General features: G+C 65.3%; 14 protein-coding genes, 1 tRNA gene and 1 pseudogene. 2 read left to right on the forward strand and 14 right to left on the reverse strand.

Annotation, left to right across the window (positions count from 1 at the left end):
* Positions 1-103 precede the first annotated feature (103 nt).
* Positions 104-1,471: an FAD-dependent monooxygenase gene (locus QZ994_RS02940; protein WP_290867977.1), complete on the reverse strand. Its 1,368-nt coding sequence runs from the start codon at positions 1,469-1,471 to the stop codon at positions 104-106.
* An 84-nt stretch (positions 1,472-1,555) separates the two neighbouring features.
* Between QZ994_RS02940 and ispB the strand changes: the two genes are divergently transcribed.
* Entirely contained in the window at positions 1,556-2,539 is a 984-nt protein-coding gene (gene ispB / locus QZ994_RS02945) for an octaprenyl diphosphate synthase (RefSeq protein WP_290867980.1), read from the forward strand.
* Positions 2,540-2,564: 25 nt separating this feature from the next.
* Positions 2,565-2,641 (forward strand) — tRNA-Pro (locus QZ994_RS02950).
* A gap of 103 nt (positions 2,642-2,744) precedes the next feature.
* Here the strand turns inward: QZ994_RS02950 and QZ994_RS02955 are convergent.
* The 13 genes and pseudogenes from QZ994_RS02955 to QZ994_RS03015 form a co-directional block, all read right to left on the reverse strand.
* On the reverse strand, positions 2,745-3,044 hold the full coding sequence (locus tag QZ994_RS02955) for a DUF3861 domain-containing protein (RefSeq protein WP_290867983.1): 300 nt from the start codon (positions 3,042-3,044) through the stop codon (positions 2,745-2,747).
* 40 nt (positions 3,045-3,084) lie between these two features.
* On the reverse strand, positions 3,085-3,687 hold the full coding sequence (locus QZ994_RS02960; protein WP_290867986.1) for a PadR family transcriptional regulator: 603 nt from the start codon (positions 3,685-3,687) through the stop codon (positions 3,085-3,087).
* A 155-nt stretch (positions 3,688-3,842) separates the two neighbouring features.
* Complete coding sequence (locus tag QZ994_RS02965) at positions 3,843-5,114, reverse strand: HupE/UreJ family protein (protein ID WP_290867988.1); 1,272 nt, start codon at positions 5,112-5,114, stop codon at positions 3,843-3,845.
* Positions 5,114-6,736: a DUF3500 domain-containing protein gene (locus QZ994_RS02970; protein ID WP_290867991.1), complete on the reverse strand. Its 1,623-nt coding sequence runs from the start codon at positions 6,734-6,736 to the stop codon at positions 5,114-5,116. The genes QZ994_RS02965 and QZ994_RS02970 overlap by 1 nt, the downstream gene beginning before the upstream one ends.
* Before the next feature lie 176 nt (positions 6,737-6,912).
* Positions 6,913-7,935, reverse strand: coding sequence for a 4-hydroxy-2-oxovalerate aldolase (dmpG, locus tag QZ994_RS02975; protein ID WP_290867994.1), 1,023 nt, complete (start codon positions 7,933-7,935; stop codon positions 6,913-6,915).
* Positions 7,936-7,953: 18 nt separating this feature from the next.
* Entirely contained in the window at positions 7,954-8,880 is a 927-nt protein-coding gene (locus QZ994_RS02980) for an acetaldehyde dehydrogenase (acetylating) (RefSeq protein ID WP_290868094.1), read from the reverse strand.
* Positions 8,881-8,931: 51 nt separating this feature from the next.
* A pseudogene (locus QZ994_RS02985) lies at positions 8,932-9,126 on the reverse strand (2-hydroxymuconate tautomerase); the annotation flags it as partial.
* Between the two features lie 21 nt (positions 9,127-9,147).
* A complete protein-coding gene (gene dmpH / locus QZ994_RS02990) occupies positions 9,148-9,936 on the reverse strand; it encodes a 2-oxo-3-hexenedioate decarboxylase (protein ID WP_290867997.1) in 789 nt (262 codons plus the stop codon).
* 38 nt (positions 9,937-9,974) lie between these two features.
* A complete protein-coding gene (gene dmpE, locus QZ994_RS02995; RefSeq protein ID WP_290868000.1) occupies positions 9,975-10,766 on the reverse strand; it encodes a 2-oxopent-4-enoate hydratase in 792 nt (263 codons plus the stop codon).
* A gap of 13 nt (positions 10,767-10,779) precedes the next feature.
* The gene (locus QZ994_RS03000) at positions 10,780-11,706 is read right to left on the reverse strand and encodes a catechol 2,3-dioxygenase (protein WP_290868003.1); all 927 of its coding nucleotides are present in this window, start codon (positions 11,704-11,706) and stop codon (positions 10,780-10,782) included.
* A gap of 132 nt (positions 11,707-11,838) precedes the next feature.
* The gene (locus tag QZ994_RS03005; protein WP_290868006.1) at positions 11,839-12,885 is read right to left on the reverse strand and encodes a branched-chain amino acid ABC transporter permease; all 1,047 of its coding nucleotides are present in this window, start codon (positions 12,883-12,885) and stop codon (positions 11,839-11,841) included.
* A 6-nt stretch (positions 12,886-12,891) separates the two neighbouring features.
* Positions 12,892-13,749 carry a branched-chain amino acid ABC transporter permease gene (locus QZ994_RS03010; RefSeq protein ID WP_290868009.1) on the reverse strand — a complete coding sequence of 286 codons (858 nt, stop codon included), beginning with the start codon at positions 13,747-13,749 and terminating at the stop codon, positions 12,892-12,894.
* A 2-nt stretch (positions 13,750-13,751) separates the two neighbouring features.
* A complete protein-coding gene (locus QZ994_RS03015) occupies positions 13,752-14,456 on the reverse strand; it encodes an ABC transporter ATP-binding protein (protein WP_290868013.1) in 705 nt (234 codons plus the stop codon).

Raw genomic sequence — 14,456 nt, forward strand, 5'->3', positions numbered from 1 at the left:
CCGCCTGGCCCACGCCCAGTTCACGGCGCCGGACCTGTCGAACACCCTGGCCTCGGCCGAATGGGTGCGCCGCTGAGGCCTGACGCCCGCGGCCCGGCGCGCCTCAGCGCCAGCCAAACATCATCGAACGCGCCACCAGGCGCTTGACGGGCCCCAGTGCCTGCACCGCGCCCAGTCCCAGCCCCCGCGCCGTGGCGAGGATGGGCGCAGGCCAGGTGAAGCTGCGCGCCAGGAAATCGGTCGTGGCCAGCAGCGCCCAGCGGTCGGGTTGGCGCTTGCGCTCGAAGCGGCGCAGGGCGCGTTTGACCTTCACCGCACGCGCATCGGCGTCGTCGGTCAGGGCCTGATTCTCCGCCTGGCCCGTTGGGGCGCCCCAGGCTTCGGCCTGCAGCGCCGCCAGCAGCTCGTGCACATCCCGCATCCCCAGGTTGAAACCTTGCCCAGCCACCGGGTGCAGGGTCTGCGCGGCATTGCCGATGCGCACCACGGCGCCTTCGCTCACCAGACGGCGGTGGGCGTTGAGCCCCAGCGGGAAGGCCTTCAGCGGGCTCATGGCCGTGATGCGCCCTGCGCTGGGGTGGAAAACGGTGTTGAGCAGCGTCAGGCGCTGGGCGGCGTCGAGCTCGGCCACCGGGTCGTCGGCCTGGGGCACGCACCACACCAGCGCCGCGCGGCGGCCGGAGGCACCCCCGGGCGTGATCGGGCCATCGGGCAAGGGCAGCAGGGCGGCGGGGCCAGAGGGGGTGAAGCGCTCGAAAGCGGTGCCGGGGGCGGCACGGTCGTCCAGCTGCACCTGGCCCACCCAGGCCGTCTGTTCGTAGTCGCGGCTCACGCCTTCGGGCCATTGCAGCCTGGCCTGGTCGGCGAACACACCGCCTTCGGCCACCACGGCGAGGTCGAAGCCCTCGGCAATGTCGGCGTCGATCTCCACCCCGTTGGACAAGGGCTTGAAGCCGCGCACCGGTGTGCCAAAGCGCATGGCCAGGCGCTGCGGGGCCTGGGCCACCGCGGCCAGCCAGGCGGCCTGCAAGGGGGCGACCAGCGTGCCGTAGCTGCAGACCGCGCCCAACCGGGCCACGCCTTGCTCCGACGCGCTGATGCGCACCTCCGGCTGGGCCGGGCCGGGCCACAACACGGTGGGCTGCTGTTGCGAGACGTGCACCTGGCGGATGGCGGCGCTCTGGCCGCTGACCTCGATCGCGTCCCACACGCCCATGCGCTGCAACTCCTGCACCGTGCCCAGCGAGAGCGCCAGGGTGCGGGCATCGGCCGAGACGTCCTTGGTGGCGTCGCGGGCGTCGAACACGGTGATGCGGGCCTGTGGCAGGGCGCGGGCGGCCTGCAGGGCCAGGCTCAGGCCAGCGGGGCCCGCGCCCACGATGGCCAGGCTCAGGGGGGCAGGGGAGGCGGTGGTGTCGTCGCGCATGGGGCGTTCGGGGTCGTCAGAGGTGGGGCGGTAGACAGTGTGCATTGTCGGTGTCTTCTGGCCCTGTCATCCCCGATTTAGGCGGGGCTTTCTATAATCGCCAGTTCACCCTCTTGCTGTGCCTCTCGCGTGACCGCCTCCAACACCTCCCCCGCCAGCTACCGATCCCTTGCCGCCGCCGACATGGCCGAGGTCGATCAGGTCATCCACCGTCGCCTGGCCTCCAAGGTGGCGCTGGTCAACCAGATCTCGCACTACATCGTGAGCGCCGGTGGCAAGCGGGTGCGCCCGATGCTGCTGCTGCTGGTGGCGCGCGCCCTGGGCCACGAGAGCAGCCAGCGCCATGAGCTGGCCGCGGTGGTGGAGTTCATCCACACCGCCACGCTGCTGCACGACGACGTGGTCGACGAATCCGACCTGCGCCGCGGCCGCAAGACGGCCAACGCGATGTTCGGCAACGCCGCCAGCGTGCTGGTGGGCGACTTTCTGTACTCGCGGGCCTTCCAGATGATGGTGTCGACCAACCGCCTGCGCGTGATGGAGGTGCTGGCCGAGGCCACCAACGTGATCGCCGAGGGGGAGGTGCTGCAGCTGATGAACATGCACGACCCCGACATCTCGGTGGAGGATTACCTGCGTGTCATCGAATACAAGACGGCCAAGCTGTTCGAGGCCAGCGCCCGCCTGGGTGCGGTCATTGCCGATGCGCCGCCCGAGGTGGAAGAGGCCTGCGCCGCTTACGGCCGCGCCCTGGGCACCGCCTTCCAGCTGATCGACGACCTGCTGGACTACGAAGGCAGCACCGAGGCCCTGGGCAAGAACATTGGCGACGACCTGCGCGAGGGCAAGCCCACGCTGCCCCTGCTGGTGGCCATGCAGCGCGGCACGCCCGAGCAGACGGCGTTGATCCGCGAGGCCATCGTCAACGGCGAGGTGGAGCGCATGGCGCAGATCGTGGAGATCGTGAAGGCCACGGGCGCGCTGGACGCCACCCGCGAAGCCGCCCAGGCCCAGGCCGAGCAGGCCCAGCGTTGCCTGGACGCACTGCCCGAGTCGGTGTACCGCGAAGCTCTGCTACAATTGTCGTTCGATTCGATTGGCCGTTCTTCCTGAGGGCGCGCTGACAAAACGGTTGAATCGGGGTGTAGCTTAGCCTGGTAGAGCGCTACGTTCGGGACGTAGAGGCCGGAGGTTCGAATCCTCTCACCCCGACCACACAATCCTCAAAAAGCCCAAGTGCAGCAAAGCGCTTGGGCTTTTTGTTTTGGATCGCTCTTAGGGCGATGGTCTCCTGGCACTCAGGTCGTGACGCAGTCATTCAACCCTGCGCTGGCCCCGACTTCAGTCGCTTCATGAAGTCGCCGAAGTGCGGCCCCAGTTCGGCAAACAGCGGGTGTTGGCGGTTCATGAGCATCACCTCGCTGAAGAGCTTGAGACCGATGGCGAGGTTGGTGGCCGTCTGTGCATCGAAGTCGCCACGGCCCTTCATGCGTTCGGCGATGGCGATGATGTCGTCGTGGTTGAGTGCTTCGAAGGTGAGGCTGGCTGGGGTGGCGGGCGGCTGACCGTCCTTGTCGGCGAGATGCTCTACGGTGATGCGATAGCGGTGCTGTTTCATGGTGATCCTGTCTGGCTGTCGGGCCGGTGTGCGGTGGTGCTCAGGCGCGCTCGATGGCGAGTGCGGCCTGGTCGATCGCGGCCGCCATGCGTTCGATCGCGGCCTGGTCGGGCGGGGTGGCGCTGTCAAAGCGAAGGCGCAGGGCGGTTTTCAGGTTGTCCATGGCACGCTGCAGTTCAGGGGCGCGGCCACGGTCTGCGCGGTGCTTGCCTTGCGCCAGTTTGGCCAGGGTGCGCTGCAATGCCTCGTCTTGTTCGACCAGATGAGACCGGCCAGCCTCGGTGATGGCGTACTGCTTGCGGCCGCCTTCTTGTGTGGTGGCTTCGACCAGGCCCATGTCTTCGAGCAGGGTGAGGGTGGGGTAGATCGCGCCCGGGCTGGGTGCGTAGCCGCCACCGGCCAGGTCGCCGATGGCGCGGATCAGGTCGTAGCCATGGCTGGGCTGTTGGCCGACCAACTGGAGCACGACGAGTTTGAGTGCGCCGGACTCGAAGATGCGTTCGCGTCGGCCGCTGCGTTCGCCTGCGAAGGGGCCGTGGCCGCTGTGACCGCCATGGTGGCCTTCGTGGCGACCCTCATGCCGAGCGTGGTGGCGGCCACCGTGGCGGTGGTGGGCGTGGTGGGGATGGTGTGCGGGATGCATGGTCTGGATTCCTTGAGAAGTCCGTCGTTTCGATGTATCAAAGATATATCTTTATCGGTGTCATTTCAAGGTCTGGATGCACGCCCGCGCGTGACTTCACCTGACTTTACGAAGGCCCCTTTGGGACATTGAAGACCTGTGGGACCTTTGGGATCTCAGGCGGTCTGGCGACACGGAGTGGGGCCCGTGTGCGCCGGCCACAGCGCGATCAGCCAAAGCATGCCCGGCAGCCAGATGCCCTGCGAGAGCAGGCTGTCGACCCAGGCCGATGTGCCGGTTGGGAGCCAGGCGAGGCGTTCGGCGGTCCACAGCAGGGCGATGTCGAAGCAGGCGATGGCCAATCCACGGCGCAGCCATGCCAGGCGTTGCCCCTGACCGGCCAGCTTCAGCAAGGGCGGCAGGGTGGCCAGCAGCACCAGGCCTTGCATGGTTTCGATGCCGAGGTTGAACGCCATCAGTGCCTGGGCGTGCTGCCATGCGCTGAGACCTGCGCCACTGAGGCTGGCCGAGAAGGCCATGCCGTGCACCAACCCGAATCCGAGGGCGACCAGGGTTTCGCCGCGCCCGAAGATCGGTCTCAGTGCGTGCACGGCGGCCAGCGCGATCGTGAGCGCCACGCCCACCTCCACCCATTGCGAAGGCAGGCTCAGCCACCCTGTGCTGCCGAGCGTGAGCGTCAGGGCGTGGCCCAGTGTGAAGGCGCTGACCACCCAGCCAATGTGCTGCCAGGCTTGTCGGGCGGGCCGGGGCGCGGCCCAGCGTCCGTTGTTCATGCCCAGTGGCGCGACCACCACCAGCAGGAGCAGGAAGGCCAGGTGGTCGCTGCCCTCTGCGATGTGGGCCATGCCGTGCTGCCAGAGACTGAGCCAGCTGGCGCCTGTGCGCGACGCAGGCAGTGTGAGGGCCACGCTGCCCTGCCCGTACCGCAGTTCGGCCAGCGGCTGCGGCAGCACCTCGGCAAGGGCGACCCGGCCAGAGGCCCAATCGTGGCGGAGGAAAACCTGCACGCGGTGGCTCCGAACCTCGTGCGTGACCACGTCGAGCAAGAGTTCGCCCTGGCGCGGGTCCTGCCCGATGGGTGCCACCAGGCGCATCTGGGCGACCAGCTCTGCCGCAGGCGTCTGGCCGCTCACGCTGAGTTCGGGTCGAAGGGCCAACCAGCCTTGGGTGCCGCTGCGCGCACCGATGTGGGCCAGCAGGTAGCGGCTCAGGCCCTCGCGCTCACGCGCCAGAACCTGATGGGGTTCGCCGTCGAGCGTGTGGCCGTAGGCCAGGCCCAATTGGTTCAGCGGCAGGTTCAGTGTCAGGTTCAGGCCCTGGGCGGTGGTGTCGACCCACACCCTGCTTTCGGCCATGGGATGGGCCGTGGCGAAGCCCGGTGCGATCACGCCCAGCAGGGTCACCAGGAGCAGGGCGATGGCGCGCATCAGAAGTTGCCGCCGTAGTCGCCCACCTTGTCGCGCCAGATGGTGTGGTAGTGGATGTCGCTGGAGACGATGACGCCGCGCTGCACCGAGAACTCGATCCACACGCGGGGGCCGTCCACCCGGATGTAGGCACCGCTGGTGGTGACGTTGGCGCTGCCTGCATAGGCCACGTAGGTGGACGCCAGGGCCGTGTCGCTCAGGTAGCTGGCCAGCAGCTCATCCGACATGGCGGTCGATTGGGTGTTGACGTAGGCCTTGATCACCTCGATGACCTTGGCCTGGTCGGTGGACGACAGGTTGCCGTACAGGATGCCGCGCCCGGTGGTGCCCGTGGGGTAGGACTTGGGCAAGGTGCCATCGATGTTGCCCGAGCCATTGGCGCCGAAGAGCAGGTCGGCGTACGAGCCACTGAGCAGGGCTCCCGAGTAGCTGCTCAGGCCCGAGACCAGGTTGGCCACGGCGGTGCGCTGGGCGGCCATGGGATCGTAGGTGGTGCCGTTGAGCGTGAAGCTGCCTTTGGGCTCCACGCCCAGGAAGAGCGGTGTGGGCGCGCTGTAGCTGCCATTGAAGGCGATGTTGAAGGTGAGGTGGTGGCCAGTGAGCTGAAGCAGCCAGAACCCGGTGGTGGAGGGGGTGCCCAGGAAGGCGATGTAGTAGTGCCCGCTGCCATAGGTCGAACTGGAGGCACTGTAGGCGCTGACCAGTTGGTCGTCGGCCGCCTGCATGCCCAGGTGCAGCGTGTTGCCGGTGCTGCCCAGGGCCGTGCTGATCAGGGTTCGGGCCGCCGTCTTCTGTGCGGTGCTGAGTGAGCTCCAGGCCAGCCCGTTGCGAGAGACCATGGAGGCCGGCAGGTTGGACCAGTGTCGGGCTGTGGCCAGGGCATAGCTCTGCACCACGGTGCTTTGTTGTGTGCTGCTGAGTGTGGCGATGAAGGCGTTGGCGGCGCTCACGGCCGAGGCCGTCTGGGCCGTGGTGGAGCTGGTCGTGGTCGTCACCGAAAGCGTGGCGGCGTCACTGGTGACCGAGCCGGCCGTGTTCGACACCACCACGGTGTAGCTGCCGGCATCGCTGCTGCTCACCGAGCTGAGCGTGTAGCTGCTGCCGGTGGCGCCAGAAATGGCCGATCCGTCCTTGCGCCATTGGAAGGCGAGGTCGCTGCCCGAGGCCGTGACGGTGAAGGTCGCGGTGCCGCCGGAGGCGACGGACACCGAGCTGGGCTGGCTCGTGATGAGCGGGGTGCCATCGCTGCTCTGCACGGTGAGGGTGGCGACCGAGCTGGTCGTGCTGCCGCTGTCGTTGCTCACGATGACGTCGTAGTCACCGGCGCTGCTGGCCGTGACGGCGCTCACCGTGTAGGACGCCGAGGTGGCGCCGCCGATGGCCGTCCCGCCTTTGCGCCATTGGTAGGAGAGCGTGCTGGTGCTGCTGGCGGTCACCGTGAACGTGGCGCTGGCGCCCAGCGTGACCGTGAGCGAGGCTGGCTGGCTGGTGATGGTGGGCGTGCTGCCCGATGCCGCTGTGGTGGTCGCACTGCTGCCGGCACTGGCGCCGCCCCCGCCACCACAGCCAGGCAGGAACCCGACCGCAAGCAGGGAGATGAGGAACAGAACACGTTGGAGCATCGGGTTTCCAGTCGGGGCTGAGGGGAAGGAGGGGCGCTTGATGCTATGGGGCCGGGGTTGCGGCCTTGTTGCTGGCGGCCTGTGGATTTGTGTGTGCTGCGACACGCTCGTAAACGAATCGGGCCGGACCTGCGTGAACAGGTCCGGCCCGTCAGGGCTGACTGCGTCAGAAGGAGTCAAGCCGCTGCGCGTGTGCGCGATAACGTGATGGCCGTGTCCTCGATCATGTCCTCCTGTCCGCCAACCATGCCGCGTCGGCCCAATTCCACAAGCAGTTCGCGGGCCGACACCCCATATTTTTTCTCGGCGCGCTTGGCAAAGAGGAGGAAGCTGGAATACACACCGGCATAACCCAGTGTCAGCGCATCGCGATCGACGCGGATGGGGTGGTCCATGATGGGCACGACCAGGTCCTCGGCCACATCCTGGATGGCGAAGAGGTCGACCCCTGTGGGGATGCCCATGCGCGCGCACACCGCCACCAGCACCTCGATGGGCGTGTTGCCCGCGCCGGCACCCAGGCCTGCCGCGGCCGCATCGATCCGGGTGGCACCAGCTTGGATGGCCGCAATCGAATTGGCCACGCCCATGGCCATGTTGTGGTGGCCGTGAAAGCCGATCTCGGTCTCGGGCTTCAGTGCATCGCGTACGGCTGCGATGCGAGCCTTCACGTCTTCTGGCAGCATGTAACCGGCCGAGTCGGTCACGTAGACACAGTTGGCGCCGTAGCCCTCCATCAACTTGGCTTGGGTGACCAACCTGGCCGGATCGCTCATGTGGGCCATCATGAGGAAACCCACGGTGTCCATGCCAAGCTTGCGGGCATAGGTGATGTGCTGTTCCGACACGTCGGCTTCGGTGCAATGCGTGGCCACGCGGATGGTGTGCACGCCCAGTTCATGCGCCATCTTCAGGTGGTCGACCGTGCCGATGCCGGGCAACAGCAGGGCCGAGACCTTGGCCTGGGTCATCAGCGGGATCACAGCCTGGAGGTAGTCCTCGTCGCTGTGCGCCGGGAAGCCGTAGTTGACCGAAGAGCCGCCCAGGCCGTCGCCATGGGTAACCTCGATCAGCGGTACGCCAGCGCGGTCCAGGCCTTGCGCGATGCGGGTCATCTGATCGAGCGACATCTGGTGCCGCTTGGGGTGCATGCCATCACGCAAGGTCATGTCATGCAGGGTGATTTGGGGTGTGCTCATCGTGGGTCTCCCGGTGTTTCAGACTTCTGCGGTTTCGGGCGCGAGGCCCAGCGTCAGGCGCCCGGCCAGCATTTCTTCGGCAAACATTTCAGCGGTGCGCGCTGCGGCGGCGGTCATGATGTCGAGGTTGCCCGCGTACTTGGGCAGGTAGTCACCCAGACCTTCCACTTCCAGGAAAACCGACACCCGTTTGCCATCGAAAACGGGGCCATTGACCAGGCGGTAGCCCGGCACGTATTTCTGGACTTCCTTGATCATGGCCAGCACGCTGGCCGTGATGGCAGCCTGATCGGGCTCGGTTTCGGTGAGGCAGTGCACGGTGTCACGCATGATCAGCGGCGGCTCGGCCGGGTTGACAATGATGATGGCCTTGCCCCGTTTGGCGCCACCCACGCGCTCGACCGCCCCCGAGGTGGTGCGGGTGAACTCGTCGATGTTCTTTCGGGTGCCAGGGCCCACCGAGCGGCTGGACACGGTGGCCACGATCTCGCCATAAGCCACGGGCTGTACCCGGCTGACGGCATAGACCATGGGGATGGTGGCCTGGCCACCGCAGGTGACCATGTTGACGTTCATTTCGCCCTGACCCACGTGCGCCTTCAGGTTCACAGGCGGCACGCAATAGGGGCCGATGGCTGCAGGCGTCAGGTCGATCATGAGCGCACCCTGTGCATTGACCTTGCGAGAATTTTCTGCATGCACATAAGCCGAGGTGGCATCGAAGACGATCTGCACGCCGTCGGCCTTCATGTGAGGCACCAGGCCATCGACACCGTCAGCCGTGGTCTTCAGGCCCATTTCTCGGGCCCGCTTGAGGCCATCGGAGGCGGGGTCGATGCCCACCATCCACACGGGTTCCAGCACGGTGCTGCGCTGCAGCTTGGCCAGCAGGTCAGTGCCGATGTTGCCGGGCCCGATGAGGGCGCATTTGATTTTCTTCATGATGGCTTCTCGCTTGTGCTCGCTAGAGCTGGGTGGATGGCGTGGAGGCTGTGCTCAGCGCCCCAGGTCCTTGGCGGTCTGACCCGCGATGCCCCAGTTGGTTTTGGGCACTTCCTGGATCCAGACGCGGATGGCCTCTCGCGGTGCGCCGGTGGCCTCGACAAGGGCGCTGCTGACTTTTTCGATCACGGCGCGCTTTTGTTCTTCACTGCGGCCTTCGATCATGAACACTTGGGCAAATGGCATGGGTGGACTCCGGGTTGGTTGGGGTCAGACAAAGCGCAGGCCGGTGCTGCCCATGCCGTGAACGTGAAGGCTGATGTGGTCACCTGCTGCCACGGGAATCGCCTCGGTGATGCCGCCGGAGAGGATCAACGTGCCGGCAGGGATTTCCTGGCCGAGTTCTCCCAGGTGGTTGGCCAGCATGGCGATGGCGGTAGCGGGGTGCCCCAGCACGGCGGCACCGGCACCAAAGGCCACAGGCTCCCCGTTCTTCTCCATCACGATGCCCACGGTGCGCAGGTCGACCTGGTCGACGCGGGTGGGTTGTCCACCAATGACGAAACGGGCTGCCGAGGTGTTGTCAGCCACCACGCTTTTGAGGTCGAACTTGAAGTCGCGGTAGCGGCTGTCGATCACCTCGATGCCGGGGATGACGAAGTCGGTGGCTTCCAGCACTGCTGCGATGTGGCAGCCCGGACCTTTCAACGCCTTCTTGGTGACGAAAGCGATTTCGGGCTCGACCCTGGGGTGGATCAGACCCTGAACGGGGCACTCCCCTCCGTGAGGCACGGCATAGTCGTCGGTCATGAAGCCAAACACGGGCGACGTCACGCCCATTTGCTTCATCTTGGCAGTGGAGGTGAGGCCGGCCTTGAGGCCGACCAGCTTGCGCCCACGTGCCAGCTTGCGCGCCAGGATGGCGGCCTGGATGGCGTATGCCTCCTGCCAGGTCAAGTCGGGGTAATCGTCGGTGATCTTGTGGGTTTCGCGGGCGTCGAGTTGGCAGGCTTCAAGGCGTTCGGCCAGTCCTTCAATGGTGTGAGCGGAAAGCGGCATGTTGGGCTCCGGTTCGGGTTGTATGGGGTGTGGAGGGGTCAGGCGAAGCGCACGGCACATTCGCCCATGCCGCCAATCGAGACGCGAAAGTGATCGCCAGACTGAGCAGGGAACATGGCGGCCAGCGCACCAGACAGCACCACCTCGCCGGCCTTGAGGCCGATCCCCAATGCGCCCAGGGTGTTGGCCAGCCAGGCCACGGCGTTGAGTGGTGAGCCCAGGGCGGCAGCGCCAGAGCCTGTGGCCACGATCTCGCCGTTCTTCTCCAGCACCATGCCGGTGGTGTAGAGGTCAAGCCGGGTTGGGCTGATGGCCTGGCTTCCGAGGACGAAGACGCCACAGGACGCGTTGTCGGCCACGGTGTCGGCGATGCGGATCTTCCAGTCTCGGATGCGCGAATCCACGATCTCGAAGCAGGGCATCACGCACTCGGTGGCGGCCAGTACATCGGCCACCCCGATGCCTGGGCCCATCAGGTCACGCTTGAGCACGAAGGCGATTTCACCCTCGGCCTTGGGCTGAATCAGGGCTTGCAGGTCGACCGTGTCGCCCTGGTTGACGATCATCGCGTCGGTCAGGTAGCCGAAGTCGGGTTGGTGGACGCCCAGCATGTTCATCACGGCACGCGAGGTGACGCCGATCTTCTTGCCAACGATGCGCTCGCCATCCTGCAGTCGCCGTTCGATCAGGCGCTGCTGTACACGGTAGGCCTGGTCGATCGTCATACCTGGGTAGCGTGCAGTGAGCGGATCGATGGGGATGGCCTCGCGCAAGGCGGTGTAGAGGGCGTCGCCAAGGGATTGGATGGGAAGGTCAGAGGTGGTGTGCATGGTGTTCAGGTGATCAGGTCACCACGGTGAGGAAGCGTTCATTGAGTTCACCGGTGTGGTAGAAAACGCCGCGACCCATCTGATCGGCGGTCCACACGGTGGGCTGCATGTCGGGGTAGAAGTCGTAGCCGCCGCAGAAGGTCTCGAAGCGGTTGCCAGAAGGGTCGAACGCATAGATCGTTGTGCCCTTGGTGATGCCGTGGCGCATCGGGCCTTCATCGATGAACACGCGGTGCATGCCCATCACATCGGCCGCCTTCAGCACCTGCTCCCAGGTGCCCAGCAGGAAGGAGAGGTGATGCAGCGTGTTGTCACGCTCGTCCCTGACGAAGGCGATGTCGTGCGCCTTGTTGGAACACGTGAGCCACACGGCCGCGTCGCTCTGGCCATCGTCCATCAGGATGCGCTCGGCCACCGAGAAACCCAGGACCTTTGTGAACAGATCCCGACTGCCGTCGATGTCAGCGCCGTGTATTTGCCAGTGATCGAGGCGAATAGGAGAGATACCGATGCGACCATCGATGATCACGTCGGGGTTGAGGTAGCCCATCTCGTTGCCCACGTCCTTCTTCTCGGCATAGAGCTCGAAGATGTGCCCGGTGGGCGACTCGAAACGCACGCGTTCGCCTGTTTCCAGCAGATCACCCGCTGGAATGCGCTCAGTGCGCACGCCGTGGGCCCGCAGGTCGGATTCGATCTGTTTGAGGGCGTGGGTGTCGCGCACCTTGAAGCCGTAGAAGTCCATGCCTGGCTTGTGTGCCTGACGCAAGATCAAGCTGTGGTGATCGCGTTCCTCCAGGCATTTGAAGTAAGCGCGGCCCGAAGCATCGCGGCCCATGAGCTTGAGGCCCATGACCTTGGTGTAGAACTGGATGGATGCCTCCAGGTCCAGTACGCGCAGTTGGCAGTGGCCAGGGCGGATGACGCCAGTGAGTGCCATGTTTGTCTCCTCGATACGGTGGGTTGATCGGGTGGGACCGTCTTGTCGCGGCCTGATATGGATGATTCGCCGTTCGCTTCGCTTTGTCCAATACCGTTGTGGTGGGGCGCGATACGGCTTGGGTATGGTGGCTCAGTGAGTGAGCTTCATGTGTGAATCGGTCGGCGCGCCCGTCACAACGGGTTCATCCGGTTTTGCCCACGTCAAGGTGCGCCGTGTGGGGAAGAAGGACAGCTCGAAGCGATCTGATAAGGCGCCCCACAAGCCGCGCTTGAACCAGATCGTGATCACGATGGCCATGAGGCCCAGGCCCATCTGGTACCACGTGCCGTAGTCGGAAAAGAAGCGGTTGAGCAGCCAGTAGATGCTCGCGCCGAGCATGGGACCCTCCAATTGCCCAATGCCACCGATCACCACGATGAAGATGGCAAAGGCCGTCCAGTTGACACTGAAGGCCGCATCGGGGCTGATGCGAAGGTTGGCCACAAAGTAGAGGGCGCCGGCCGCACCACAGCCCATGGCGGAAATCACGAAAACGCTGAGCTTCATCTTTTGTACGGCAATGCCTTGGCTCTCTGCCGCCATGGGGTTGTCTCGGATCGCCTGGAGCGCCAGCCCCTGCTTGCTGCGCAGGAAGGCGTAGACCCCGACGATGCAGGCAGTCACGCACAGCAGTGCGATCCAGAAGGTCAGGTTCTGACGGGTGGCCCGGTCGATGCCACGCAGAGAAGTGAGGCTGGTGCCGGAGCCTCCGCCCACCGACTGGATATTGGCGATGGTGAGTCGGAGGACTTCAGCGATCACCCAGGTGCCGATGGCGAAGTAGCCGCCCTGCAGTCTGAAGGCCACCCATGAAACGGGTACGGCCAAGACCGCAGCACATGCAGCAGCCATGGGGATGGCCAGAAATGGGTTGATGCCCAACAGGTCTGCCAGGGTGAGCATGGCGTAGCCACCCAGGCCGAAAAAGGCCTGCTGTCCAACAGACACCATGCCGCCGTAACCCGCCAGCAGGTTCCACATCATCGCCAGGATGAAGAAGCAGGCCATCTCGGTGAATTCACGGAGCCAGGCGGTCTCGGCCCAGAAGGGCAGCGTGGCTGCAAAGACCAGCCAGGTTGCAAAGAGGCGCAGCGCAATGCGGCTGCTGCGGGTGTCGCGGATGACGGTGGGTTTCATGACGGCTCAGCCTTTGGTCTTGGGAAACAGTCCCTGTGGGCGCACGATCAGCACGGCCAGGAAAACAAGGTGGCCGAACCACATGCCCCAGCCTGGATCAAAGAACAAGCCAAGCTGCTGCGTCAGGCCCAGTACGAGTGCGCCCAGCAAGGTGCCCCAGAAGGAGCCCATGCCACCGATGATCACGGCTTCGAAGGCAAAGAGCAGCAGCATCGGTCCATCGCTGGGCGACACCGTTGTGCGAAGGGACTGAAACAGTCCGGCCACGGCGATCACGGAGAAGGCCAGCGCGGTGGCGATGGCGTAAACCCTGCTGGCGTCGAGCCCCATGGTCTGGGCGATCTCTGGGTCGTCCGATACGGCACGGAAGGCTCGACCAATCGCTGTGCGGCCAAACAGGCCCTGAAGCCCCGCCGTGCAGGCGATGGCGGTGCCGAAAATGAGGGCAGGAAGGAGGCCGATGCTCACGCCGCCCACGGACATGCTGCGGGTGCCCAGTCCTTCGATGATGAAAGCGCGTGGATCGGCCGAGAAGGCTTCCTGCAGGCCGTTCTGAACCACGATCGACAGTCCAAAGGTCACCACCAGTGAAGGCAGTGGGTCCTTGCCCAGGGTGCGGTTGAGAAGCCACCGCTGTAGGCCATAGCCGATCACGAATCCACCGGGCACCAGTGCCAGCGCGACCCAGATCGGGTTGCCTCCCAACCAGGGGGCCAGGGTGAGCGCACCAAAGGCTGCCATCACAATGAAGTCGCCCTGTGCGATGTTGGTCAGGCGCATGACGCCGAACATCACAGAGAGCCCCTGTGCAAACAGGGCATAGAGGCCGCCGAGCAGCAGGCCTTGTACGAGGGTATCCAACATGGTCACATCCCGAAATAGGCTTGGCTGATCTCTTCGCGGGTCAGGGCGTCGCTGCGCCCTTCGAGCGATACGCGGCCTTCCTGAAAGCAGTAAACACGGTGTGAGACCTGCTGCGCCAATCCCACGTCTTGCTCGACCACGACCACGCTCATGCCTTCCGAGGTGATGGCTGGCATGGCCGCGTAGATGTCGCGGATCACGACGGGCGCCAGACCCAGAGAGAGCTCGTCGCACAGAAGCGCATCGGGGTTGCCCATGAGGGCGCGTCCGATGGCCACCAATTGCTGTTGGCCGCCTGACAGGGCGCCAGACGCGGTTTTGCGCTTTTCCTGCAGGATGGGGAACTGCCGGTAAAGGCGTTGCAGGTTCCATGGGCCTTTGCGCCTGGCAAAGGCGCCCATCAGCAGGTTTTCTTCGACGCTCAGGCTGGCGAACAGCCGGCGCCCTTCAGGCACCATGGCCAGCCCGCGGCGGACGATTTGGGCAGGGTGCAGGCCCCCGATGGCTTCCTCGCGCAGCGTGATGGCATCCCGATTCACGGGAACGAGGCCGGTCAGCGATTTGAGAAACGTGCTTTTGCCTGCGCCATTGGCGCCGATGATGGCCACCACTTCACCAGGATTGAGGTGAAAGTCGATGCCAAACAAGGTCTGGGCATCGCCATAGTGCGCTTTCAGGCCCTGTGTGCGGATCAATGTGTCGCTCAT

The sequence above is a fragment of the Aquabacterium sp. genome (assembly GCF_021768455.1).
GTDB lineage: Bacteria > Pseudomonadota > Gammaproteobacteria > Burkholderiales > Burkholderiaceae_C > Aquabacterium.

Excerpts from the sequence above, each read along its gene's own strand:
- QZ994_RS03000 (WP_290868003.1), bottom strand. The coding sequence starts at position 11,706 with ATGGCACTCACTGGCGTCATCCGCCCTGGCCACTGCCAACTGCGCGTA.
- QZ994_RS03015 (WP_290868013.1), bottom strand. The coding sequence starts at position 14,456 with ATGAGCGACACATTGATCCGCACACAGGGCCTGAAAGCGCACTATGGC.
- dmpH (WP_290867997.1), bottom strand. The coding sequence starts at position 9,936 with ATGCCGCTTTCCGCTCACACCATTGAAGGACTGGCCGAACGCCTTGAA.
- QZ994_RS03005 (WP_290868006.1), bottom strand. The coding sequence starts at position 12,885 with ATGAAACCCACCGTCATCCGCGACACCCGCAGCAGCCGCATTGCGCTG.
- dmpG (WP_290867994.1), bottom strand. The coding sequence starts at position 7,935 with ATGAGCACACCCCAAATCACCCTGCATGACATGACCTTGCGTGATGGC.
- QZ994_RS02965 (WP_290867988.1), bottom strand. The coding sequence starts at position 5,114 with ATGCGCGCCATCGCCCTGCTCCTGGTGACCCTGCTGGGCGTGATCGCA.
- QZ994_RS03010 (WP_290868009.1), bottom strand. The coding sequence starts at position 13,749 with ATGTTGGATACCCTCGTACAAGGCCTGCTGCTCGGCGGCCTCTATGCC.
- dmpE (WP_290868000.1), bottom strand. The coding sequence starts at position 10,766 with ATGCACACCACCTCTGACCTTCCCATCCAATCCCTTGGCGACGCCCTC.
- QZ994_RS02970 (WP_290867991.1), bottom strand. The coding sequence starts at position 6,736 with ATGCTCCAACGTGTTCTGTTCCTCATCTCCCTGCTTGCGGTCGGGTTC.
- QZ994_RS02960 (WP_290867986.1), bottom strand. The coding sequence starts at position 3,687 with ATGCATCCCGCACACCATCCCCACCACGCCCACCACCGCCACGGTGGC.
- QZ994_RS02955 (WP_290867983.1), bottom strand. The coding sequence starts at position 3,044 with ATGAAACAGCACCGCTATCGCATCACCGTAGAGCATCTCGCCGACAAG.
- QZ994_RS02940 (WP_290867977.1), bottom strand. The coding sequence starts at position 1,471 with ATGCACACTGTCTACCGCCCCACCTCTGACGACCCCGAACGCCCCATG.